Raw genomic sequence first — 22,417 nt, 5'->3', positions numbered from 1 at the left:
TTTGAGTCGATCTGGGTACGCGGCCAACGGCATCGCGCTCGTCGCAGGCGATCCGGTGGTGGCGATCGATCGTCTGGGCAAGACGGTGACGACGCGCGGCGGCGTCACCGAAGGCTATGACCGGCTGCTGATCGCGACCGGCTCGACGGTCTCATCCTCTCGGGATCGGTCGCGGTCGACCATATTCCGGCGGGCGGCGACCCCGCCGGGCTGATCGCGGCGTTGAATTCGCCGTTCGAACCCGCGCGCACCCCGTTCGACTGGCTGAGCCGCGACGAGGCCGAGGTCGACCTCTATCTCGCCGATCCGCTCTGCGGTTTCGGCCTTACAGACGCGAGCTTCGCCTCGCTCGCCGCCGCGGGGCCGCGCCTCGCCGATGCGGACGCGCTCGCGGCCATTCCGGCGAGCCTTCCCATTTACATCTTCTCGGGCGACATGGATCCGCTCCACTGCGTTCTCGGCGGCGTGACGCCGCTGATCGAGCGCTACGAAGCGGCGGGCAAGACCGTCGAGAGCCGCCTCGATGCGGGCGGCCGCCACGAGATGCTGAACGAGACCAATCGGGCCGAGGTCGTGGGCGACCTCTGGCGCTGGCTCGAGCCGCTCCTGTCCGAAGGGAAAGGCTGAGACCCGCCGCCACGCCCGCCGACCGATCCACAATGATAAACAATCGGGAGACGGACTATGAAGACGGTTATCAGCACGCTTTTGAAAGCGGGGGCGTTGCTCGCCGCCGCGCTGGCCGCCACGCCGGCGATGGCGTGGGATATCTGCTGGACGAACTGCGATTTTACGCGGACCAGATATCCGATCGTCCTCGAACATGGGCTCGCGGGCTTTAACGAGCTGGGCGGCGTCCTCCCCTATTGGAACGGCATCCCCGAGAATCTGCGATCGGCCGGCGCCGAAGTCTATGTGACGCAGGTCAACCCGTTTAACAGCTCGGTCGTGCGCGGCGAGTCGCTCATCGCCCAGTTCGATGACATCCGAGCCATCAAGGGCAATAACAGCCTCAAATTCACCTGATCGGGCACAGTCAGGGCGGCCTCGGCATCCGCTATGTCGCCGCAGTGCGCCCCGACCTCGGCGCCTCATTGACCACCGTCGGCTCGCCGCGCAAGGGCTCGGACCTCATCACCTTCGACGTCAATGGTCAGCTCGTTCCGACGCCTGCCACCAACGCCTTCAGCAATTTCGTCAGCATGGTCTGGAGCTCCCTCGGCGGCAGCCCCGACCCGATCAGCATCACCGCGGTGCTCAAGAATTTCTCGCCGGCGGGAATCGCGGCCTTCAATGCGAGTTTCCCGGCGGGCATGCCGACGACGTCCTGCGGCCACCCGCCCAGACACATGACGGGTTTCTCGAAGTTTTCGGGAAGGACGAAAGCCCCCAGTTGATCGACGCACTTTCGGCTCTGGCGGATGGCAAAGCAGTGGACCTATTTGCGCATTCGCCGAACCTGTTATTCGAAAAGTTTCATCCGCATTTGACGGAGGAACTGCCGCAAAAGATGCATTATCCGCGCGCCTCGATGCAGGCGGGTTGGCTGACCTGTCTCGATCCATTCTTGGGTGGGACTAGCGTCTCAAGACCGTGGCGATCGTACTGCTACTCATCTTTCGATTGCTCCGTTTCGAACGCCCGCTTGCCCTTCCGTTTCCACAGTACCAGCGCCTGCTCCCGTTCTTCGCCCTTCAACTTGGACGCGACAGTGAGGAACGCACCATAGAGCGTGGCGCGGTCATCGTCGGCAAGATCGACAAGCCCAGCTTTCACGACCAAGCCGCCGAGTTCGATCAGTTGCCGCGTGCGTTCGCGGCGCTTGACCTGCCATTCGCGCATGTCGGTTCGCGCCTTTGCTGCCTCAAGCCGATGCCGCGCCGCCGTCAAGCGGGAGAGTGCCATCCGGCTGGCTTTGAGGTCCATCACCACGCTTGCGCGCCTTGCTCTGAAAGAAGGCCGCACCCCGCTCGCGCCACGCCTCCTTCCTCTGGGCTTCGCTGGTTTCCGCGATGACCAGCAGCGCGCCGACCAGCGTTTCCGCATCGGTCGCATCGGCTCCCGTAGCGATCACCAACTCGCCGAGCTGTTGCACGCGGCGTTCTTTCAGTTGCTTCGCCTTGTCGGCGAGCGCCTTCAGTTCCGAATCAAAGTCACGGGGTTTGCGCATCGAAGTTCTCTCGTTCGAGGTGATGCGCTGATGATAATATCGATGCTGTCCCAATGCTGTAGAGTCGTCGAGACGGCCTGATACCGGATAGTCCCGAGCAGGATTTTATCATGGGAGGGCGCGCTTATACGTCGTGCCGACGGTGCGCTCATGGCGTAGATGGATTGCCGTCATGGCGATCTTCCACCTCTCCGTCAAAGTCATCAGCCGGTCGAGCGGGCGCAGCGCGGTCGCCGCTGCTGCTTATCGCGGGGCCGAGCGGCTGCACGACGAACGGCTCGACCGCGACCATGACTTCACCAACAAGGACGGAGTCATCCATTCCGAAGTGCTGCTGCCGGAAGGCGCGCCGGAGGAATTTGCCGACCGCGAAAAGCTCTGGAACGCGGTCGAGGCCGCCGAGAAGCGCAAGGACGCCCAGCTTGCCCGCGAGGTCGAATTCGCGATTCCGCGCGAACTCAGCAAGGAACAGGGCATCGAGCTGGCGCGGGAGTTTGCCGAGGCCGAGTTCGTCGAAAAGGGCATGATCGCCGACCTCAATGTCCATTGGGATATTGGCGCGGACGGCCAGCCCAAGCCCCACGCGCATGTCATGCTTACCATGCGCGAAGTCGATAAAGATGGCTTCGGCGCGAAGGTGCGTGAGTGGAACAAGGCCGAACTGGTGGAGCAGTGGCGCGAGCGCTGGGCCGATCATGTCAATCAGCGGCTGGCCGAACTCGACATCGACGCGCGCGTCGATCACCGATCCTTGCAGGCACAGGGCATTGCGCTGGAGCCGCAGGACAAGATTGGCCCCGCCGCTTCGCGGATGGGCGTGCGCGGACTTGAGGCCGAACGGATCGAGGAACACCGCGCTGTAGCGCAGCGCAATGGCGAGCGGATCATCGCCAACCCGGCTGTAGCGCTTGACGCGATCACGCACAGCCAGGCCACCTTTACGAACCGCGACCTTGCCATGTTCGTGCATCGGCACAGCGACGGGAAAGAGCAGTTCGATTTGGCCATGAGCGCGGTTCGCGGATCATCTGACCTTGTCGCACTGGGCAAGGACGGACGCGGCGAGGACCGGTCCACATCGCGCCAGATGATCGAGACCGAGCAGCGGCTTGGCCGCGCTTCGGAATTGCTGGCGGAGCGCGAGCGGCATCAGGTCGAAGATCATGGCCGGGAAGGAGCGCTGGCGCGCGCCGAGACACGCGGGCTGGTGCTGTCCGGGGAGCAGCGCGCGGCGTTCGAGCATGTCACCGATAGTCGCGGCCTCAATGTTGTCGTCGGCTATGCCGGAACCGGCAAGAGCGCGATGCTGGGCGTCGCGCGCGAGGCATGGGAGAGCGCGGGCTATACCGTTCGAGGCGCGGCACTGTCCGGCATTGCCGCCGAGGGGCTTGAACACGGTTCGGGCATCGCATCGCGCACCATCGCCAGCCTTGAACACCAGTGGGGCCAAGGCCGCGAATTGCTCACCGCGCGCGATGTGCTGGTCATCGATGAAGCAGGCATGGTCGGCACGCGCCAGATGGAGCGCGTCCTTTCTCATGCCGCCGATGCAGGCGCGAAAGTTGTCCTGGTCGGCGACCCGCAACAGCTCCAGGCTATCGAAGCCGGAGCCGCCTTCCGTGCGATCCACGAACGGCATGGCGGCGTCGAAATCAGCGAGGTTCGCCGTCAGCATGACAGCTGGCAGCAGGACGCCACGCGGCACCTTGCCACCGGGCGCACCGGACTTGCCATTCAGGCCTATGACGAACGCGGCATGGTTCATGCTGCCGACACGCGGGAAGCGGCACGCGGCGAACTGATCGAGCATTGGGATCGTGACCGGCAGGCCAGCCCCAGCGATACGCGGATCATTCTCACCCACACCAATGACGAGGTGCGCGAACTCAATGAGGCTGCGCGTGGACGACTGCGCGATGCCGGTGAGCTGGGCAACGACGTGTCGATCAAAGCTGATCGCGGGGAACGCGCGTTCGCATCCGGCGACCGCATCATGTTCCTGCGCAATGAGCGGGGCCTGGGCGTCAAGAACGGCACCCTTGGCACCGTGGAGCAGGTGACGCCGCAGCGCATGGCCGTGCGTACCGACGATGGCCGCAACGTGGCTTTCGATACGAAGGATTATGCTCACATCGATCACGGCTATGCCGCGACGATCCATAAGGCGCAGGGCATGACCGTGGACCGGGCGCATGTGCTGGCGACGCCGGGCATGGACAGCCATGGTGCCTATGTGGCGATGTCACGCCACCGTGACGGTGTGGCTCTTCATTATGGGCGCGACGACTTCGCCGATCAGTCGAAACTGGTCCGCACGCTGAGCCGCGAGCGCGGCAAGGACATGGCGATCGACTACAAACCCGAGCAGCAGTTCGCCGAGCGGCGCGGCATTACCTTCCGTGAACGTATCGTCGAAATTGTCCGGCAGTTGCCGAAACGGGCGAAGTCCATCTTCGCTGGTTTCCGGCCTCAGGCTAACACGCTCGAAGCTCTGCCAACGGATCAGGCTGGCCTTTCCGATCAGCGCCGCGCCGTCGAACGCTATGCGCGTGCCGCCGCTGACATCGGACAGATGCGCGAGCAGGGATTGCCGGTCCTGCCACATCAGAGCGACGCGCTGGAGAAGGCTGGGAAGGCGCTCGATGCGATCCGGCCCCATGGCGCAACCGACCTCGCCAGCGCCTTGCAGCGCCAACCCTCGCTCGCGCGTGAGGCCGCCGATGGTCGCAGCCAGGGCGCAATCCGCGCCATGCAGCTTGAGGCCGAAATCCGCGTCGATCCCGCGCAGCGCGCCGACCGCTTTGTCAGCGACTGGCAGCGGCTTGGGCAGGCGCGCCAGGCCATGCAGCGCGCTGGCGACAGCAACGGTGCGCAGAGGCTCACCAATCGCATGGCGGACATGGCCAAGGGTCTGGAGCGCGACGCGCAGGTTGAATCCCTGCTGCGCAGCCGCACCCGCGAGCTTGGCATCAAGACAGAACTCGGTCGCGATCTGGCCCGCGACCTTGCCGCGTCAATCTCGATGGAGCGGAGCCGGTCAATCGGCATGGGCCTGTAGGAGAAACGCGATGGTTACCGATACCGATGACGTAGAACTGACCTTGGACATTGAGTCGGAACCCGAACCCGACCCGCCCGTCCCGGAGGCCGCAGGCGATCCCGCCGCCGAGGCGTTTGCCCGCCTTGAAGGAGAACTGGCTCTCATGCGCCGGGCGGTTCAGCATCTCGCCTCCGAACGCGCAGACATTGTCATTCCCGACTATGGCCCGACCCTTAGCGATATGACCAAGCGGATGAGTACGATAAGCGAGAGCCTGAAGGGCATGGCTGGTCATCCGGCGATGCAGATGACCCCTGACAGCATTGGCCAGCGGATCGTCGCCGCAGCAGAAGCCGCGCGGCGCAGCGATCAGGACAGGATCAGTCAGGCCCGCAGCGACTTGAACCACGCCGCCCAGGAAATGCGGAGCATCACGGCCCATGCGCGCACCGCTGCCGAACAACGGCAGCAGCTCTGCAAGGTGGCAGGCGGGGCCTTTCTGGCAGGCATCCTGCTATGGTCATTCCTTCCCGGCACCATTGCCCGCGCCATGCCGGAAGGCTGGCGCTGGCCAGAGCGCTTGGCGGCGCGGATGGTTGGCGCATCCACGCGCTGGGACGCGGGTGTGCGGCTGATGCAGAGCGACAGCCCTGAGGCCTGGAATGCACTGGTGCAGGCCGCTGACATCCAGCGCGACAATCGCGATGCCATTGACACTTGCCGGAAGTCCGCTGCAACCTCGCAGCAGCCAGTGCGATGCACCGTCAAGATTCGGGCACTCGGTAAATAGGGCTGTGACTACATTGCGTGGGAATCAGGATTCGTGCGAATCACGTACGCACAGGCCCGCATTGCCAGTTCGCTGAAGTGGGACCGTAAATGGGACCGAAATCGCTGCGCAGTCTTAAGATGCTGCAAAACCACAATAAAAAGTATCGAAGTGGCGGAGACGGAGGGATTCGAACCCTCGGTACCGGATTTACCAGTACGACGGTTTAGCAAACCGTTGGTTTCAGCCACTCACCCACGTCTCCAGGCCGTGCGGCAGGCGCGCGCTATAGCGAGGGGGTGGGGGGGTCGCAAGGGGCTGCGTCGCCCCTTTTACGACTCGTTTCGTCGCAAAACAGATTCGCTTCGCCGCGCGTTCATTGCCGCTTCACGGCGAAAGGACTCTCCTGCGCCCTGGACGTAATCCCGGATGCGGGAACGGAGGGAAATCATGCGCTTGTTCGCCCATCTGACGCGGCGCGGCTGGATCGCCGCGATCGGCGCCGCCGCTTTCGTCGCTGCGCCTGCTGCGGCGCAAATCCAGACGATCGACCCCAATGCGGGGATCGACGCCGATCTTGCCCAACCGGCCGCGACCCCTGCCGAAACGCCGGGCGAGCCCGCATACGACAATTCGACGACCTATACGCCGACCCCGCCCGCCGGCGCGCCGGCCGAGGTCGCGCCCGAATGGACCGACCCGGTCGTGACCAGCGGAAACGCCTCGACCGCCGCAACCCAGGCCTCGGCCAATCCCGAAGTCGCCGCGGTGCAGGGCGATACCTACAAGAAGGACGACCTGATCGGCGCGGCCGAGGGTGTGTTCGGCAAGGGTGCCGAAGGCCTCGCGCGGATGATCGAGGACCTGCTCAAGAAGCAGGGTGAGCCCAATGCATATATCGTCGGGCGCGAGGCGGGCGGCGCGTTCGTCGTCGGCGCGCGCTATGGCTCGGGCACGCTGCACCACAAGGTAGAGGGCGAGAAGCCGGTCTACTGGACCGGTCCCTCGATCGGGTTCGACGCGGGAGCCAACGCGGGCAACACCTTCGTGCTGGTCTACAACCTTTACGACAGCGAGGAGCTGTTCGAGCGCTACCCGGCGGGCGAGGCTGCGGCCTATGCCATCGGCGGGCTCAACGCGTCGTACATGCGCAAGGGTGATGTGGTTCTGATCCCGATTCGCGTCGGCGCGGGCCTGCGGCTCGGCGTGAACGCGGGCTACATGAAGTTTTCGAAGAAGCAGCGCTGGCTCCCGTTTTGAGCCGTTAAGAAATTCTGCCCTTCGGATCGCGGGGGCCGCAGCGGGAAGCCGTTGCGGCCTTTCGCATATCCGCTTAGGCGCGCTGCCATGCTCGACCGTCTCGCTCCCCAGGCTCCCGACGCGCTGCTCGCGCTGATCAAACTCCACCGCGAAGACCCGCGGACCGACAAGATCGACCTCGGCGTCGGCGTCTATCGCACCGGCCAGGGCGCAACCCCGGTCTTCGGCGCAATCAAGGCAGCCGAGAGAAAGCTGGTCGAGACGCAGGATTCGAAGGCCTACCTCGGCCCCGAAGGCGACATGGGTTTCGTCGAGGCGCTGATGCCCTACGTCTTCGGCGCCGAAGACCCGACGATGGGCGGCCGGATCGAGGGGATGCAGAGCCCCGGCGGCACCGGCGCGGTGCGCCTCGCCGCGGCGCTCGCGAAGGCGGCGGGCGTGCGCCGCGTGCTCCTCGGCATGCCGAGCTGGCCGAACCACGCCCAGATCCTCGCCGATCTCGATCTCGAGGTGCTGCCGTTCGCGCACGCCAAGGCCGATGGCACGGCCGATATAGAGGCGGTGCTTGCCGCGATCGAAGGCGCGGCCGAGGGCGACGCGATCCTGCTCCACGGGTGCTGCCACAACCCGACCGGGATCGACTATTCGAACGCGCAGTGGGACCAGATCGCCGCCGCGCTCGCCGCGGGCAAGCCGCTCGCCATCCTCGACCTCGCCTACCAGGGCCTCGGCGCAGGGATGGACGAGGACGCCTATGGCCTGCGCGCGGTGCTCGCCGCGGTGCCCGAGGCGCTGGTCGCCTATAGCTGCGACAAGAATTTCGGACTCTACCGCGACCGCGTGGGGGCGTTCTACGTCATGGCGCAGGACGGCGGGCAATTGCCCGCGATCATGTCGAACGCGGCGGCGCTCGCGCGGGCGAACTGGTCGATGCCGCCCGATCACGGTGCAGCGGCGGTGCGGTTGGTCCTCGAGGACGAAGCGCTCACCGCGCAGTGGCTCGACGAACTCGACACGATGCGTACGCGGATGCGCCAGGTGCGCGACCGGCTCGCTGCGGCGGGGACGGTCGGCTCGGTCGACCTTGCGCCGCTGGGCGGCCAGCACGGGCTGTTCTCGATGCTGCCGCTGTCGAAGGACCAGATCGCCGCGCTGCGCGCCGATCACGGCGTCTACATGGCGGGCTCGGGGCGTATCAACGTGGCCGGGCTGACCGCAGGCAACATCGACCAGTTCATCGCCGCACTCGGCGCGGTCAGCGCGTAATCGTGGACCGGCAGCCGGTCCTCGAAGGGGAGCGGTTGCGGTTGAGGCCGCTACGGGAAGACGACTGGGACGCGCTGTATGCCGTCGCCTCCGACGCCGAGCTGTGGGCCGGACATCCGGCGCACGACCGCTGGCAGGAGCCGGTCTTCCGCACCTATTTCGCCAACGCGATCGCCAACAAGGGCGCGCTCGCTGTGATCGACAAGGCGACCGGCAAGATCATCGGCGCCTCGCAGTTCTACGACTATCTCGACGACGAGGACGGACGCGGCGCTTCGATCGAGATCGGCTTCACCTTCCTCGCCCGCTCGCACTGGGGCGGCGCCTACAACCGCGAGATGAAGCGCCTGATGCTCGCCCACGCGCTCTCCTGCGTGAACTACGTCCGCTTTCGCGTAGGCGAGGCCAACATCCGTTCGCGCACCGCGATGGAGCGGATCGGCGGCAGGCTGACCGACCGTACGCAGGTCGAACTCAAGGCGGGGCAGCCCTCGACCAACGTCTACTACGAGATCGACCGGGCGAGCTTCGCGGCAGGTCCGCTCGTGTCCTGACAAACGAAAGGGCGGGCCGTGGCTGCCCACGACCCGCCCCGCTCGATGTCCTCCCTGCAGGAGTGACTATCGTGTCTGGTTGCGCTGCACCGGCATCTTTTCGGGCGCGATCGAAATGCGCTTGGTTTCGCCCGAGCGGCCCGGGAAGTCGGTGAACATCGCCTCGACCAGGTTGGGCACCAGGTACTGCAGGCGATTCGACGTCGAGACCGCCTCGGCCTTGCCTTCGAACAGGCGCTGGCCGCTGGCGCGGTTGTCGATCTTCATCTCGATGCCGCTGGTGTAGACCGTGTAGGCGTCGAGACCGTTATCGAAGAACGGGTCGTAGAAGCCGTAGCTCCACGGGCGGCCGTAATAGCCGCGCCCGAACGCCGGACCCCAGTAGCCGCGCGAATACCCGAAGCGGCTGTAGCCGTACCGGCCATAGCCGAACCACGGATCGTAGAACGGATCGCGGAAGCCGGTCTGGCGCACGCGCTCGCGGCCCTTGTCGACGCCGTAGTCGAAGCGGACGAGCAGGTCGGCCTCGGCGGTGCTGTTGACCGGGCGATAGCCGAGCGAGGCCATGCGATCGGCGACGACCGAGGCGTACTGGCTGAACTCGAGCCCGCCGGCGAGTGCCGGATCGTCGGCGACGACGGTGAAGGTCTGGCCCTGCGGCGCGGGCAGCGCGCTCTGGAAGCGCTGGACATCGGCGTTGAACGGCGTGGCACAGGCGGCCAGCGTGCCGAGCGCGAGCGGCGCGGCAACCAGCTTCATCGTACGCGACCAGTTGGTCAATATGGACATGACGCGAAACCCTTCGAGTGGTGAGTGTATGACGCTCCACCCGCGCCAAACGAATGCGGGCAAGCTGTCACCTATGCGGCAGGGTGTAAAGGTTTCGCGGTGAACCGAGTTTGAATGGCGGGATTAGCAAAAGTTATGCCAATCCCGCCACTTCAGCGCACCAGCCCGAGGGCGGCGTAGGTCGCATCGAGCGTCGGGCGACCGATCTCGCGCGCCTTGGCCGCGCCGCGCGCGAGGATGGCGTCGATCGATTCGCGGTCTTCGAGAAGCTCGCGCAAACGGGCAGAGATCGGGCTCAGCGTTTCGACCAGCACTTCGCCCAGCGCAGGCTTGAACGCGCCGAAGCCCTGTCCGCCGAAATGGGCCAGCACGGCATCGGCCTTCTCGCCAGTGAGCGCCGCATAGATTGTCACCAGGTTGAGCGCTTCGGGTCTGCCCTCGAGCCCCGCGACCTCGGACGGCAGCGGTTCTGGGTCGGTCTTGGCCTTCTTCACCTTCTGCATGATCGTGTCGGCATCGTCGACGAGGTTGATCCGCGCCATGTCGCTGGCGTCGGACTTGCTCATCTTGGCGCTGCCATCGCGCAGCGACATGATCCGCGCCGCTTCGGGTGGGACGATCGGGTCGGGCAAGGTGAATACCGGCGCGTCTTCGGTCCCGAAGTCGTTGTTGAATTTCTGCGCGATGTCGCGGGCAAGCTCGAGGTGCTGCTTCTGGTCCTCGCCCACAGGCACGTGGGTCGCCTGGTAGAGCAGCACGTCGGCGGCCTGCAGCACCGGATATGTGAACAACGCGACCGACTGGCCCTCGCGGTTCTTGCCCGCCTTGTCCTTCCACTGCGTCATCCGGTTAAGCCAACCCATGCGGGCGGTTCCGCCGAGCAGCCATTGCAGCTCAGCGTGGGCGGGTACCTGGGCCTGGTTGAACAGGACCGAGCGCGCCGGATCAATCCCGCAGGCGACGAGCGCGGCGGCCATCTCGAGCGTGCCGCGCTTCAGTTCCGTCGGCTCGTGCGGCATCGATATCGCGTGGAGGTCGGCGAGAAAGAACAGGCATTGGGAGCCGTCCTCCATCTCGTCCTGCATCCGCACCCAGTTGCGGATTGCGCCGAGATAGTTGCCGAGGTGGAGGTTGCCCGTGGGCTGGATACCGGAGACGACGCGCATGGCGGTGTCCTTTTGATCGAATGAAATGGTCGCCCGCGGGCGGATTACGCTGAGATTGAGATCAGCGCAGCCATCGCCAGGCCGCCCGGCCGCGCACCGCGAAGCGGAGCGGCGCTGACATCGTGAAGGCGGCGGAACGGGTCATCGGAGCCCGCGCTAACCGCAAAGCGCCTATTCGGCAAGATCGACCGGTTTGGCCGGCTGGCGTCGCCGGATCTGCGCGAGGAGGTCCCTGTCCAGCGCGCCGATCGCGAAGGCGACCAGGAAGAACACCGCCATGCCGCCCAGCACGATCGCGCCCAGCGACCACACGCGCTCGACCACGTTGCCTCCGAAGCGGTCGGCGAGGAGCGGCATGAGCCACCACAGGAAGCCGCCCATCGCGGCGGTCGCGACGAACTGGCGCGCGATCCGACCCGCGAGCTTCGCGGTCATGCGGAACCAGCCGCGCAGTTGCAGGATCGTGTAGAGCGTGACGACGTTTAGCGTCGCCGTCACCGCGGTCGCGGCGGCGAGGCCGACGATGCCGTAGCGCGGCACGACCCAGAAATTGAGCGCGATGTTCACCGACAGCGCACCGGCGGCGACATAGACAGGGGTGCGCGTATCTTCGCGGCTGAAGAACGCGGGCTGGAACACCTTGACCAGAACGTAGGCGGGAAGACCGCAGACCAGGGCGACGACGATGTTCGCCATCACCGCCCCATCCGCCGGGGTCATCTTTCCGCCGACAAAGAACGCGGTCACGAACGCCGGGGCGCAGATGCCGAGAGCCACTGCGGCGGGCAGGGTGAGCAGGGTGCCGACCTCGACCGCGTTGGCCTGCAAGCGCTGAGCCTCCTTCGCGTCGCCCGACTGGATATGCCGAGCGAGCATCGGGAGAATCGCCGTGCCGAGCGCGATGCCGAAAATGCCGAGCGGCATCTGGTTGAGGCGGTCGGCGAGTTTGAGCAGCGTCAGCGAGCCCTGCGGCAGGCTGGTCGCGAAGAACGTGTCGACCAGCTGGCTGATCTGGTAGATGCCGGCGCCGAACGTGGCGGGCAGGATCAGCATCCCCAGTCGCTTGACCTCGGGCGTGAATTTGGGCGCGGTGACCTTCAACCGCACTCCGGCGCGCCGCGCGGCCCACGCCATGTAGCCCAGCTGCACCACGCCCGCGACGCAGAGCGAGATGGCCAGCGCCCAGGCGACCACCACGTCGTCGCCGCCGGGTCCGCGCAGATACCATCCGGCGACGATGCCGCCGATCATCACGAGGTTCAGGAACACGGGCGCGAAGGCGCCGGGCCCGAAGCGGCTGCGCGCGTTGAGCAGGCCCGACAGCATCGCCACCAGGCTGACTAGCCCCAGATACGGGAACGTCACCCGGCTCAGCACGACCGACAGCTCGAACTTGCCGGGCACGTCGCCGTATTCGCGGGCGAGCAGCCACACGATCCCCGGCATCGCGATCATGCAGATCGCCGAGAAGCCGAGCAGCACCCAGACGAAGACCGACAACACGTCGCCCGCGAAGGCATCCGCGTCGGCCTCGCCGCCCTCTCCGTGCAGCTTGCGTGAATACATCGGCACGAAGGCGACGCTGAACGCGCCTTCGGCGAACAGGCGGCGGAAGGTGTTGGGCAACGTGAAGGCGAGCTGCCACGCGTCCGCCGCCAGCCCCGCGCCGAGCACGCGGCTGAGCAGGATGTCGCGGATGAAGCCGAAGACGCGGCTGACCGCCGTCAGCGCGCCGATCGTGCCGACGCTGCGGACGAGGTTGCTCATGGCCGGTCGGCCGCGACTTTGACTAGACTCAGGCCTCGCCCGCTGGCGGGCCGGCCTGGGCAGCCTCTTCGTCGGCGCGGCGCTGGAGCTGCTGGACATACAGCCCGTTGAAGTCGATCGGATCGATCATCATCGGTTGGAAGCCGAGATCGCGGGTCGCATCGGCGATCACCCGGCGGGCGAACGGGAACAGGATGCGCGGCGCTTCGGCATAGAGGAACGCGTGGGCGTGGTCGTCGGGCAGGTTGCGCATGCCGACAAGGCCGCAGTACGCGAGCTCGACGAGATAGAGGTCGCCTTCGTCCGCCTTGGACGTCAGCTTGATCTTGAGTTCGACCTCGTGGACTTCGTCGTTGACCAGTTCAGCGGCAATGTTGAACTGCACGTCGATGTTCGGCTGGCTCTGCCACTGGAAGCACGCGGGCGCGTTCGGGTTCTCGACCGAGAGGTCCTTCACGTACTGCGAGATGATGCCCGCGACTGGTGAATTGTCGGCACCGTTGCCGGTGGCTGCGGGGTCCATGTTGAGGTCGGTGAGAACGTCGCCTTCGTCGGCCATGATTCTGGGGTATCCTGCTGGTTGGCGCTGGCCCCATGGCCGCGCTCAATCGCCGGCGCGCCTAGCACCGTGTTTCGTTTGCCGCAACGGCGCACCCGATTGGCGCTCCCGCGCGTTGTTCGTTTGTATTTCGTGCCTATGTAGGGCACGGTTGGATCGACAGAGGGATGGTGCGTGCGCCATCTCAAGCTGTCACAGCGGAAACGGATTGCAACGGTGATTATCCAGATCGTCATCCTCGCCATGATCGCGGCGTTCCTCGGCCTGAGGCTCTACTCGGTGCTCGGACGTCGTGCCGAGCACGAGGAAGAGCCGGTGCCCACCCGGTTTGACCAGCCGGATGCTGCTCCTTCCGCCGCGCCGCAGCTTCGCCCGGTCCAGTCGGCCCGCCCGGCCGCGCTCGAGGGCGCGCTCCCCGCGGTCGAACGCGGCGTGCGAGAGATCGCCGCGGCCGACAAGTCGTTCGACATCTCTGGCTTCGTCGAAGGCGCCAAGGCAGCCTACGCCATGGTGCTGGAGGCGTTCTGGAAGGGCGACCGCGAAACCTTGCGCGAACTGTGCGACGACGACGTCTACGCCGGTTTCGACGCCGCGATTGCCGCACGAGAGACCGCCGGCGAAACGCTCGACAACCGCCTGGTGCGGATCGAGGATGCGACCATCGACATGGCCGAACTGGTCGGCAAGACCGCGCGGGTGCGCGTGCGCTTCGTCGCCGATATCGCCGCCGTCACCCGCGACAAGGACGGCACCGTGGTGGCCGGATCGTTGACCGATGCGGTTGAGACGCGCGACCTGTGGACTTTCAAGCGCGACGTGCGCGAGGCCGACCCGCACTGGTTGCTCGACGAGACCGACGAGGGCTGATCACTAACCGGGGTCGAGGAATGCGTGTGAGGGTTGCTGCGGGCTTGCTGCTCGCGATGGTGGCGTTGGCAGGATGCCGCGTGGTTCCTGATACTTCCTCTCCTCCCGTATCGACGAGGCCTCCTCCAATAACGCCCCTTCCGACGACACCCACGCCGACGCCGCCACCAGTGGCGTCCAACGCGGTTTCGGCGGGACTGGTCGCGGGGCCATCTTTCACGTCGCTCCGACCAGGCGCTGGCGATAGTTCATCGGCTCTGGCGAGCTTTCGCGAATCGTGCCCCCGCCTGTTGTCGCGCGCGGATGCCAGCGGTCTGACGCGAGGGTCGGACTGGGCGCCCGCCTGCACTGCCGCGCGCGACTGGCCTGCGGGCGACTCGGTCGCATTCTTCGAGCGCTTCTTCGAAACCGTGCGGGTCGCTGACGGCACGGCGTTCGCCACCGGCTACTACGAACCCGAGATCGCCGGCAGCCGCGATCGACGCGCCGGGTTCGAGGTGCCGGTCTATTCGCTTCCGCCCGAGCTCGAACGCGGCTGGCCCGATGACATTCCGGAAAGCGAACGCACGGGCCGCCCGCCGCTTGGCCGCCGCGATGCATCGGGGAAGTTCGTACCCTATTACGAACGGTCGGAAATCGAGGCGGGCGCGCTCGCCAACCGCGGACTCGAGATCGCCTGGGCGGCCGATCCGGTCGAATTATTCTTCCTCCAGATCCAGGGGTCGGGCCGTTTGCGCGACCCGGAGGGCCGCGTCATGCGGATCGGTTATGCCGGGCAGAACGGTCGGGAGTATGTCGGCATCGGCAAGACGATGCGCGATCGCGGCCTGATCGGCGGGACGACCGGCTACGCCACCTCGATGCAGGGGATCATGGAGTACCTGCGCGCGCAGCCCGATGGCGGAGCGTCGATCATGAACGAGAACAAGAGCTGGGTGTTCTTCAAGGAACTGACCGGCGACGGCCCCCTTGGCGCGCTCAACGTGCCCGTGCGGCGCGAAGCGTCGGTCGCTGCGGATCCGGCCTTCGTGCCGCTCGGCGCGCCGGTCTGGCTCGAAATGGATCGCGCCGAGGCTGACGGGCTGTGGATCGCGCAGGACACCGGCGGCGCGATCAAGGGTGCCAATCGCTTCGACACCTTCTGGGGCGCGGGCGACGATGCCCGCACGATCGCCGGCGGCATGAGCGCGCGCGGTTCCGCCCTGCTGCTGCTTCCCAAGGGGACGCTCGCGCGCCTCAAGAGCCAGTGAGACCGCCGCGCGGGCTGTCGGCGGGCGAGGCGGAAGCCTGGGCACGCGTGGCCTCGACGGTCGCACCGCTTGCGCCGCGAACGGCAGTCGCTCCACCCGAGGCGAAAGCCGCACCCGCGCCGCCCGCGCCGCAGCCAAAGAAGCCCATGGTTGCTCCTCCGGTGAAGGCGTCGAAAGCGTCGCCACCCCCGCCGCCCGGCCCGGGACTCGATTCGCATTGGGACCGCCGCATTCGCGCGGGTGCACTCGAGCCAGATTTCACGCTCGACCTCCACGGCCACACGCTGGACACCGCGCACACCCGGCTGATGGACGGGCTGGCGCAGGCGCGCGCGATGGATGCGCGGGTGGTGCTCCTTATCGCGGGCAAGTCGCGCCCCGTCGAGCACGCCGACCGGGCCGACCGCCGCGGGGCGATCCGCGCCAAGGTGCTCGACTGGCTGGCGGCGTCGAGCCATGCCCCCGCCATCGCCGCGATCCGCAAGGCGCACGTGCGCCACGGCGGGGAGGGGGCGCTCTATGTGGTGCTGCGGCGAACGCGCTAACTAGTTCAAGCCGACCCGCTTGCCGTAAGTCCACGCGAAGGTCCCCGAGAAGCTGAGGATCGGCGTATAATCGGCGATCGCCTCGGCGCGCAGGACCTTGTCGGTGCGGTTGTCGAGAACGTGGAACCGACCGTTGCGGTTCACCGCGAGCACCGCGTGATCGGCCTGACGGGCATCGCGCAGCAGCACGAGGAACATCTCGTCAGGCGAGATCCCGAGTTCCGCCAGCAATGCCATCTTGGCGAGCGCGAAGTCCTCGCAATCGCCATAGCCGCGCATCAGCGTCACCGGGGCGGTCGCCCATTCGTCGCCACGCTCGTCCTCGCGGTAGCGAACGTGCCAGTTCACCCACTGGTTGACCATCTGCACCGGGTCCAGTTCGGGCATCCGGCGGGCTTCGGACAGGAGCTCGTTCCATGCACCGGGGTAGTCGGCGAGGCCGGCGAGCCGCGTATCGGCCCATTTGCGGGCGGCTGCGTTGTCGCCGATCGGCATCGCGACCATCCGGAACAGGGACGGCGCGGGCGGCCGGACGGGCGGCGGAGGCGCAAGGGGCGGGCAATCGGTCTCGGGCGTCGCGACCGGTTCGTCGGGCAGTGTGAACACCGCGCCGGTCGTCGGCATCACGAACTGCTCGGCAGGGGCCGCGACGCATTCCGTAGGAGGCAAAGCCGCCGAAGGATCAATCGCTTCCTGCGCCAACGCCGCGGCAGGTGCCGCAAGCGGCACCGCGGCAGCTAGCAGCAACCGTTTCCAATTCACGCCAGACCCATCCCAGCTTGCTTCCCCGAAGCCAGCATGGTGCCGCGCGGAGCGGGCGGCGGCAACAAGGAGGGCCGCCGTCCGACTCGTTTCCGGCACCGTATGGCGCTTCAGGCGAGCGCGGGCGCGGCTCCGGCGGCGGGCTGCAGACGCATCGGCTGGCGCTTCCAGTAGGTCAGCGAGCGCCACACCCATTCGAGCGGTCCGAAGCGGAAGTTGCGAAGCCAGACCAGGCTGAACGCCATCTCGAACGCCGCGATCGCCAGCACGATCAGGTAGAGCTGTGCCCGGTCGAGCTGGTTGTACAGTCCGACACCGAAGCCGTAGAACAGCACGGTGCAGATCAGCGTCTGGCCGATGTAGTTGCTCAGCGCCATCTGGCCCGCTGACGCCAGCCCCTTCTGCAGCCACCGCAGCACGCCCGCTCGAATTGCCATCAGCACGAGACCGAGGTGCCCGACGACCATCGCCAGACGGCTGATCTGGTAGGTGCGGTTGGCTTCGGTCGCGGCGACCGGGCCATAGTCCCCCGCGGTCAGCACGCCGAGTTCGTAGAGGCCGAGCGGAACTCCGATCCCGTAGCCTGCCAGCATCATCACCGCATAAAACTGCGCCGGTCGATCGGCTGTGAGGACCTGCCATTTCAGCAGCGCCATGCCGATCAGCATGAACGGGATCATGTCGAAAAACAGCCAGAACGGCGCCTCATTCCACTGGAATTCGCGGCTGAAACCAAACTGACCGGCAACCGCTTCGGGGTAGGATCCGGTGTGCCAGCCGTTGAACATCGCCGTCGATTCCTCGGTCGGGATCGAATGCGAACGGAGTTCGGCCCACTCGCCGAGCGTCGCTTCCTGCTCCTCGTTGAGCGTGCCACCGCCCGCCTTCAAAGTCTCGATCTGCGCCGCCTTTTCAGCCAGCGCGGCCGTTCCATCGTGTTCGAGGTTGGTCCACAGCCCCGCCGCCAGCAGCAGCGCCACGCCGACGATCAGCTGCCACTTCGCGGCCACCTTGCGCACCGCGAACAGCAGGAATCCGCACATCGAATAGGCGAACAGGATCTCGCCGGCCCACAGCAACAGCGCCCAGTGGATGAAGCCGAACAGCATCATCCAGCTCATCCGGCGGAAATGGATTTCCGCCGTCCGGAGGCCCGCACCCGCCGCCTCCATCCGATCGGTCATGAGGACGATGCCCGCACCGAACAGCATCGAGAACAGGCCGCGCATGGTGCCTTCGAAGCCGACGTTCATGATCTCGAACAGCCGCAAGTTCAGCCCCGTGGCGCCGCCCGCGGCATTGGGGTTGCCATAGGCCTGCCAGATCATCCCGAAGGCGGAGATGTTCATCAGCAGGATGCCGAACACCGCGATCCCGCGCAGGATGTCGAGCGAATCGATGCGGTTCGCTTTGGCAACGGGCGTAGCGGCGGAGCGCGCGGTCGCGTCTTCGATCATCAGGAACCCCCATTCCCGAGGCGCCAAAAGCACGCGCGACCCGCTTTGCCTGTCGGCACCGCCCCCCGGCTTCGGTGCTCGTCGGAGCAAGCTACACTCGCAAGGGCTCACTGGCAAACCGGGCCGCGCGAACGCGACCCGGTCGGGAATGGGGTTCCTGCCTATTTGGCGGGGGCGGGTTCCTTATCGCGGACAACGTCGGACGCGGATTGTCTTGCGGCGTCTGCCGTCGACGGAATGCCCGCATAGCGCTCGATCGATTCCGCGCTCGCCATGCCCGGCGCGTCCGACTTCCCGCCGATCAGGCCGCGCGTGGCCTTCTCGATCCGGTCGCCGATATCCGTGTCGACATTGCGCCAGTAATCGAACGCGCGAACCAGGATCGGCTCGCTGACGCCATCGGCCAGATGACCCGCCACGTTGCCGACGAAGCGCTCGCGCTGTGCGTCGTCCATCACGTCTCGGACAAGAGCACCGGGCTGGCTCCAGTCGTCGTCGTCCTCGCGCAGGGTATAGGCCTGCCGAACCATTTCGCCGTCGGCGTACCAGGTCGCTTCGCCGCCGGTCTGCGGCTGCGCCCCGGGACCGCCGTAGGAATTGGGGGCATAGACCGGATCGACGGCGTTGACCGTCCGCATCGCGCCTGCGCGCGAATAGGAATTGACCCTCGCCGCCTTCGCCGCGTTGACCGGGATCTGCTTGTAATTGACGCCCAGCCGGTGACGGTGCGCGTCGGCGTACGAAAATCCGCGCGCCAGCAGCATCTTGTCGGGGCTGAGGCCGGTACCCGGCACCATGTTGTTGGGCTCGAACGCCAGCTGCTCGATCTGCGTGTCCCAATCGACCGGGTTGGTGTCGAGCGTCAGCTTGCCGACCTCGACCAAGGGGAAATCGGCGTGCGGCCAGACCTTGGTCAGGTCGAACGGATTGATGCGATAGGTCTTCGCCTGTTCGAACGGCATGATCTGCCATTTGAGGGTCCAGCTCGGATGATCGCCGCGCGCGATCGCCTCGAACAGGTCGCGTCGGTGGTAGTCGCCATCCTGGCCCGCCAGATTGTCGGCTTCATCCTGCGCCAGATAGGCGTTTCCGCTCTCTTCGCCCTGGTCCGTGTGCCAATGGAACTTGACCCAGAATTGCTCACCGGCCTCGTTGACGAGCATATAGGTATGGCTGCCGTAGCCGTTCATCTCGCGCCAGTTCTTGGGGATGCCGCGATCGCCCATCAGGTAGGTGACCTGGTGCGCGCTTTCCGGACTCAGGGTCCAGAAATCCCATTGCATGTCATGATCGCGCAGGCCGTTGTCGGCGCGCCGCTTCTGGCTGCGGATGAAGTGCTGGAACTTGAGCGGATCGCGGATGAAAAAGACCGGCGTGTTGTTGCCGACCATGTCGAAGTTGCCATCCTCGGTGTAGAGCTTGACCGAGAAACCGCGGGGATCGCGCCAGGTGTCGGGGCTGCCGCGTTCGCCGGCGACGGTGCTGAACCGGACCGCGGCTTCGACCTTGGCACCCTTCTGAAAGACCTTCGCCTTGGTGTACTGCGAAACGTCCGCGGTCATCTCGAAATGGCCGAATGCACCCGATCCCTTGGCATGCGGCTGCCGCTCGGGAATGCGCTCGCGATTGAAGTTGGCCATCTGCTCGAGGAGATAGTGATCGTTGAGGACGATCGGGCCGTCGCGACCCAGGGTTAGCGAATGCTCATCCGACTGGACGGGGATCCCGGCATCGGTGGTGGTGCGGGGCAAGTTCGTGTCGGGCATGGTGGAATCTCTCGATGATCCGCGCCGCGGTGCGCGCGCAGTACGGACCATACGGTCGGCGACCATCCGCAGTTCCGAGCTTGCCAATTGCGAAGATTGGCGGTGACGGGACCTAGCGCAAGCAAACGAAAAGGCCCCCGGCGTTGCCGCCGGAGGCTTTTCGTGCGTCCCGTCGGCCGGGATCAGTTGTGGTATTTGCCGTGGGTCAGGTCGAACCGGTCGGCGTTCATTACCTTGGTCCAGGCCTTGACGAAGTCCTTCGTGAACTTCTCCTCATGGCCCTTCTCGGCGTAGACTTCGGCCACCGCGCGCAGTTCGGCATTGGAACCGAAGACGAGGTCGGCACGGCTGGCACGCCAGGTTTCGTGCCCGCCTTCACGGTCGGTCGCGATGAATTCCTCCTCGCTCTCGTCGCTCGCCTTCCAGACGTTGGTCATGGCGAGCAGGTTGACGAAGAAGTCGTTCGTCAGCTTGCCCGACTGCTTGGTGAAGTGGCCATGGCCCCGTTCGCCGTGGTTGGCGCCGAGGACACGCAGGCCCCCCACCAGCACCGTCATCTCCGGAACCGACAGGCCGAGCAGCGCCGCCCGGTCGAGCAGCATTTCCTCTGTCTTTACGCGCAGCTTCTTCGGCAGGTAGTTGCGGAAGCCGTCGGCCTCCGGCTCGAGCCAGGCAAAGCTCTCGACGTCGGTCTGGTCCTGCGTCGCGTCGCCGCGGCCGCCGGAAAACGGCACGTCCGTCGCGCCCGCCATCTCAAGCCCTACTACGCCGCCGAGCACGATGGCGTCGGCCAGGCTCATCGAACCGCGCAGCCCGTTCAAGGTGTCGAGCACCTTGCCCAGCATCGCCGGTTCGTTGACGTCCCAACTGCGCTGTGGCTCGAGCGCGATACGAGCGCCGTTCGCGCCGCCGCGATGATCCGACTTGCGGTAGGTCGAGGCCGATGCCCACGCCGTCTTGACCAGCTGGCTGACGGTGAGGCCGCTGTCGCGGATCTTGGCCTTCACCGCCGCGACGTCGGCGTCCGACGGGTTCTGCCCTGCGGGGATCGGGTCCTGCCAGATCAGGTCTTCGGCCGGCACTTCGGGGCCGAGGTAGCGGACCTTGGGACCCATGTCGCGGTGGGTCAGCTTGAACCATGCGCGGGCGAAGGCGTCCTTGAACGCCTCGTGGTCGGTGCGGAACTTCTCGCTGACCGCGCGGAATTCGGGATCGCGCTTCAGCGCCATGTCGGCGGTGGTCATCATTGTCGGAACCTTGATGTTCGGGTCCCATGCCGCCGGGGCCATGTCTTCCGGCTTCTGGTCGATCGGCTGCCACTGGTTCGCGCCAGCGGGGGACTTCACCAGCTCGTAGTCGTAGTCGAGCAGCAGGCGGAAGTAGTTCTCGCTCCACTCGGTCGGGGTGTTGCTCCACGCGCCTTCGATGCCGCTGGTGACGGTGTGCTCGCCGATCCCGCCGCTTTCGTGGCTGGAGACCCAGCCGAAGCCCTGGCTGATCATGTCGCCACCCGCCGGGGCCGCGCCGAGCAGCGAGGCATCGCCGTTGCCGTGCGCCTTGCCGAAAGTGTGGCCGCCAGCGGTGAGTGCTACGATTTCCTCGGCGTCCATCGCCATTCGGCGGAAGGTTTCCTTCATGTCGCGCGCCATGCCCGCATCATCGTGCGGGTTGCCGCCGGGACCTTCGGGATTGACGTAGATGAGGCCCATCTGGATCGCGGCGAGCGGCCCGTCGATGTCCTCCAGCCCGCGCTCGGGGTCGATGCGGGTCTGGACTCCCTGATTGACCCATTTGTCCTCGGTGCCCCAGTAGATGTCTTTCTCGGGCTCGAACACGTCGGCGCGGCCGCCGCCGAAGCCGAATACCGGGCCGCCCATGCTCTCGATGGCGACGTTGCCGGCGAGGATGAACAGGTCGGCCCAACTGATGTGCTTGCCGTACTTCTGCTTGATCGGCCACAGCAGGCGGCGCGCCTTGTCAAGGTTGCCGTTGTCGGGCCAGGAATCGAGCGGGGCGAAGCGCTGCTGGCCGCTGTTCGCGCCGCCACGACCGTCACCCGTGCGATAGGTACCCGCCGCGTGCCATGCCATGCGGATGAAGAACGGGCCGTAGTGGCCGTAATCCGCCGGCCACCACGGCTGGCTGTCGGTCATCAGCGCGGTGAGATCGTTCTTGAGCGCGCCGTAATCAAGCGCGTTGAACGCCTCCGCATAGTCGAAATCGTCGCCCATCGGGTTCGCCGGCCCGTTGGAGGCAAGCACGTCGACCGCCAGTGCATCGGGCCACCAGTCGCGGTTCTGCCTGCCGAGCAGGCCGCGCACGCCGCCTTCGTGGGGGACAGGGCAACCGCCCTCGATCGATCCAGTCTTCGCGTCCATTTTGCATCGTCTCCTTGGGCAGAATCGCGGCCGTTGCGGTCCTTGTCGTCAG

22 protein-coding genes and 1 tRNA gene are annotated in these 22,417 nt (G+C 66.2%); 12 read left to right on the top strand and 11 right to left on the bottom strand.

Annotated features, from left to right (window positions below; all coding sequences use genetic code 11):
- Position 1: 1 nt before the first annotated feature.
- The 4 genes from ACWPMX_RS11080 to ACWPMX_RS11065 all read left to right on the top strand — a co-directional run bounded on the left by ACWPMX_RS11080 (position 2) and on the right by ACWPMX_RS11065 (position 1,397).
- A complete protein-coding gene (locus ACWPMX_RS11080) occupies positions 2-214 on the top strand; it encodes a hypothetical protein (RefSeq protein ID WP_455700806.1) in 213 nt (70 codons plus the stop codon).
- Positions 154-627 (top strand): serine aminopeptidase domain-containing protein, encoded by a 474-nt coding sequence (locus tag ACWPMX_RS11075; RefSeq protein WP_455700772.1) that lies wholly within the window; start codon positions 154-156, stop codon positions 625-627. Before ACWPMX_RS11080 ends, ACWPMX_RS11075 begins: the two co-directional genes overlap by 61 nt.
- Before the next feature lie 57 nt (positions 628-684).
- A complete protein-coding gene (locus ACWPMX_RS11070; RefSeq protein WP_455700060.1) occupies positions 685-1,026 on the top strand; it encodes an esterase/lipase family protein in 342 nt (113 codons plus the stop codon).
- Positions 1,027-1,094: 68 nt separating this feature from the next.
- Positions 1,095-1,397, top strand: a complete 303-nt coding sequence (locus tag ACWPMX_RS11065) for a hypothetical protein (protein ID WP_455700059.1) — start codon at positions 1,095-1,097, stop codon at positions 1,395-1,397.
- A gap of 211 nt (positions 1,398-1,608) precedes the next feature.
- Here the strand turns inward: ACWPMX_RS11065 and ACWPMX_RS11060 are convergent, their stop codons facing one another.
- Positions 1,609-1,842, bottom strand: a complete 234-nt coding sequence (locus tag ACWPMX_RS11060) for a conjugal transfer protein TraD (RefSeq protein WP_455700058.1) — start codon at positions 1,840-1,842, stop codon at positions 1,609-1,611.
- Between the two features lie 22 nt (positions 1,843-1,864).
- The gene (locus ACWPMX_RS11055) at positions 1,865-2,170 is read right to left on the bottom strand and encodes a conjugal transfer protein TraD (protein ID WP_455700057.1); all 306 of its coding nucleotides are present in this window, start codon (positions 2,168-2,170) and stop codon (positions 1,865-1,867) included.
- A 172-nt stretch (positions 2,171-2,342) separates the two neighbouring features.
- On the opposite strand from ACWPMX_RS11055, the gene traA reads away from it, so the two are divergent.
- Positions 2,343-5,228, top strand: a complete 2,886-nt coding sequence (traA, locus tag ACWPMX_RS11050; RefSeq protein ID WP_455700056.1) for a Ti-type conjugative transfer relaxase TraA — start codon at positions 2,343-2,345, stop codon at positions 5,226-5,228.
- Between the two features lie 10 nt (positions 5,229-5,238).
- The gene (locus ACWPMX_RS11045; RefSeq protein ID WP_455700055.1) at positions 5,239-6,000 is read left to right on the top strand and encodes a DUF6118 family protein; all 762 of its coding nucleotides are present in this window, start codon (positions 5,239-5,241) and stop codon (positions 5,998-6,000) included.
- 151 nt (positions 6,001-6,151) lie between these two features.
- Here the strand turns inward: ACWPMX_RS11045 and ACWPMX_RS11040 are convergent.
- A tRNA-Ser gene (locus ACWPMX_RS11040) sits at positions 6,152-6,244 on the bottom strand.
- Between the two features lie 185 nt (positions 6,245-6,429).
- Between ACWPMX_RS11040 and ACWPMX_RS11035 the strand changes: the two genes are divergently transcribed.
- From ACWPMX_RS11035 to ACWPMX_RS11025, 3 genes are all read left to right on the top strand, one after another.
- Complete coding sequence (locus ACWPMX_RS11035; protein WP_455700054.1) at positions 6,430-7,239, top strand: DUF1134 domain-containing protein; 810 nt, start codon at positions 6,430-6,432, stop codon at positions 7,237-7,239.
- An 87-nt stretch (positions 7,240-7,326) separates the two neighbouring features.
- Complete coding sequence (locus ACWPMX_RS11030; RefSeq protein WP_455700053.1) at positions 7,327-8,505, top strand: amino acid aminotransferase; 1,179 nt, start codon at positions 7,327-7,329, stop codon at positions 8,503-8,505.
- A 2-nt stretch (positions 8,506-8,507) separates the two neighbouring features.
- Entirely contained in the window at positions 8,508-9,059 is a 552-nt protein-coding gene (locus tag ACWPMX_RS11025; RefSeq protein WP_455700052.1) for a GNAT family N-acetyltransferase, read from the top strand.
- Positions 9,060-9,125: 66 nt separating this feature from the next.
- Here the strand turns inward: ACWPMX_RS11025 and ACWPMX_RS11020 are convergent, their stop codons facing one another.
- The 4 genes from ACWPMX_RS11020 to secB all read right to left on the bottom strand — a co-directional run bounded on the left by ACWPMX_RS11020 (position 9,126) and on the right by secB (position 13,340).
- Positions 9,126-9,848: a DUF4136 domain-containing protein gene (locus ACWPMX_RS11020; RefSeq protein WP_455700051.1), complete on the bottom strand. Its 723-nt coding sequence runs from the start codon at positions 9,846-9,848 to the stop codon at positions 9,126-9,128.
- A gap of 152 nt (positions 9,849-10,000) precedes the next feature.
- Positions 10,001-11,014: a tryptophan--tRNA ligase gene (gene trpS / locus ACWPMX_RS11015; protein ID WP_455700050.1), complete on the bottom strand. Its 1,014-nt coding sequence runs from the start codon at positions 11,012-11,014 to the stop codon at positions 10,001-10,003.
- 171 nt (positions 11,015-11,185) lie between these two features.
- Entirely contained in the window at positions 11,186-12,781 is a 1,596-nt protein-coding gene (gene murJ / locus ACWPMX_RS11010; RefSeq protein WP_455700049.1) for a murein biosynthesis integral membrane protein MurJ, read from the bottom strand.
- A 28-nt stretch (positions 12,782-12,809) separates the two neighbouring features.
- Positions 12,810-13,340, bottom strand: a complete 531-nt coding sequence (gene secB, locus ACWPMX_RS11005; protein ID WP_455700048.1) for a protein-export chaperone SecB — start codon at positions 13,338-13,340, stop codon at positions 12,810-12,812.
- 216 nt (positions 13,341-13,556) lie between these two features.
- On the opposite strand from secB, the gene ACWPMX_RS11000 reads away from it, so the two are divergent.
- The 3 genes from ACWPMX_RS11000 (at position 13,557) to ACWPMX_RS10990 (ending at position 16,002) form a co-directional block, all read left to right on the top strand.
- Complete coding sequence (locus ACWPMX_RS11000; RefSeq protein WP_455700771.1) at positions 13,557-14,207, top strand: Tim44/TimA family putative adaptor protein; 651 nt, start codon at positions 13,557-13,559, stop codon at positions 14,205-14,207.
- A gap of 290 nt (positions 14,208-14,497) precedes the next feature.
- Positions 14,498-15,457, top strand: coding sequence for a murein transglycosylase A (gene mltA, locus ACWPMX_RS10995; protein WP_455700047.1), 960 nt, complete (start codon positions 14,498-14,500; stop codon positions 15,455-15,457).
- A gap of 146 nt (positions 15,458-15,603) precedes the next feature.
- Complete coding sequence (locus tag ACWPMX_RS10990; protein ID WP_455700046.1) at positions 15,604-16,002, top strand: Smr/MutS family protein; 399 nt, start codon at positions 15,604-15,606, stop codon at positions 16,000-16,002.
- Here the strand turns inward: ACWPMX_RS10990 and ACWPMX_RS10985 are convergent, their stop codons facing one another.
- The 4 genes from ACWPMX_RS10985 to katG form a co-directional block, all read right to left on the bottom strand.
- Positions 16,003-16,764: a transglutaminase-like cysteine peptidase gene (locus ACWPMX_RS10985; protein WP_455700045.1), complete on the bottom strand. Its 762-nt coding sequence runs from the start codon at positions 16,762-16,764 to the stop codon at positions 16,003-16,005.
- A gap of 110 nt (positions 16,765-16,874) precedes the next feature.
- Entirely contained in the window at positions 16,875-18,221 is a 1,347-nt protein-coding gene (locus ACWPMX_RS10980; RefSeq protein WP_455700044.1) for a DUF418 domain-containing protein, read from the bottom strand.
- Positions 18,222-18,382: 161 nt separating this feature from the next.
- Positions 18,383-19,987, bottom strand: a complete 1,605-nt coding sequence (locus ACWPMX_RS10975; RefSeq protein ID WP_455700043.1) for a catalase — start codon at positions 19,985-19,987, stop codon at positions 18,383-18,385.
- 182 nt (positions 19,988-20,169) lie between these two features.
- Positions 20,170-22,365, bottom strand: a complete 2,196-nt coding sequence (gene katG / locus ACWPMX_RS10970) for a catalase/peroxidase HPI (RefSeq protein WP_455700042.1) — start codon at positions 22,363-22,365, stop codon at positions 20,170-20,172.
- Between the last annotated feature and the right edge of the window lie 52 nt (positions 22,366-22,417).

Source organism: Tsuneonella sp. HG094 (genome assembly GCF_053819285.1).
Note: the sequence above shows the minus strand (reverse complement) of the source record. Positions and strands in the feature narration are given on the sequence as shown.

Excerpts from the sequence above, each read along its gene's own strand:
- ACWPMX_RS11045 (WP_455700055.1), top strand. The coding sequence starts at position 5,239 with ATGGTTACCGATACCGATGACGTAGAACTGACCTTGGACATTGAGTCG.
- ACWPMX_RS10990 (WP_455700046.1), top strand. The coding sequence starts at position 15,604 with ATGGTTGCTCCTCCGGTGAAGGCGTCGAAAGCGTCGCCACCCCCGCCG.
- ACWPMX_RS11020 (WP_455700051.1), bottom strand. The coding sequence starts at position 9,848 with ATGTCCATATTGACCAACTGGTCGCGTACGATGAAGCTGGTTGCCGCG.
- trpS (WP_455700050.1), bottom strand. The coding sequence starts at position 11,014 with ATGCGCGTCGTCTCCGGTATCCAGCCCACGGGCAACCTCCACCTCGGC.
- ACWPMX_RS10980 (WP_455700044.1), bottom strand. The coding sequence starts at position 18,221 with ATGATCGAAGACGCGACCGCGCGCTCCGCCGCTACGCCCGTTGCCAAA.
- katG (WP_455700042.1), bottom strand. The coding sequence starts at position 22,365 with ATGGACGCGAAGACTGGATCGATCGAGGGCGGTTGCCCTGTCCCCCAC.
- ACWPMX_RS11030 (WP_455700053.1), top strand. The coding sequence starts at position 7,327 with ATGCTCGACCGTCTCGCTCCCCAGGCTCCCGACGCGCTGCTCGCGCTG.
- secB (WP_455700048.1), bottom strand. The coding sequence starts at position 13,340 with ATGGCCGACGAAGGCGACGTTCTCACCGACCTCAACATGGACCCCGCA.
- ACWPMX_RS11060 (WP_455700058.1), bottom strand. The coding sequence starts at position 1,842 with ATGCGCGAATGGCAGGTCAAGCGCCGCGAACGCACGCGGCAACTGATC.
- traA (WP_455700056.1), top strand. The coding sequence starts at position 2,343 with ATGGCGATCTTCCACCTCTCCGTCAAAGTCATCAGCCGGTCGAGCGGG.
- ACWPMX_RS10975 (WP_455700043.1), bottom strand. The coding sequence starts at position 19,987 with ATGCCCGACACGAACTTGCCCCGCACCACCACCGATGCCGGGATCCCC.
- ACWPMX_RS11035 (WP_455700054.1), top strand. The coding sequence starts at position 6,430 with ATGCGCTTGTTCGCCCATCTGACGCGGCGCGGCTGGATCGCCGCGATC.
- ACWPMX_RS11055 (WP_455700057.1), bottom strand. The coding sequence starts at position 2,170 with ATGCGCAAACCCCGTGACTTTGATTCGGAACTGAAGGCGCTCGCCGAC.
- ACWPMX_RS11070 (WP_455700060.1), top strand. The coding sequence starts at position 685 with ATGAAGACGGTTATCAGCACGCTTTTGAAAGCGGGGGCGTTGCTCGCC.
- murJ (WP_455700049.1), bottom strand. The coding sequence starts at position 12,781 with ATGAGCAACCTCGTCCGCAGCGTCGGCACGATCGGCGCGCTGACGGCG.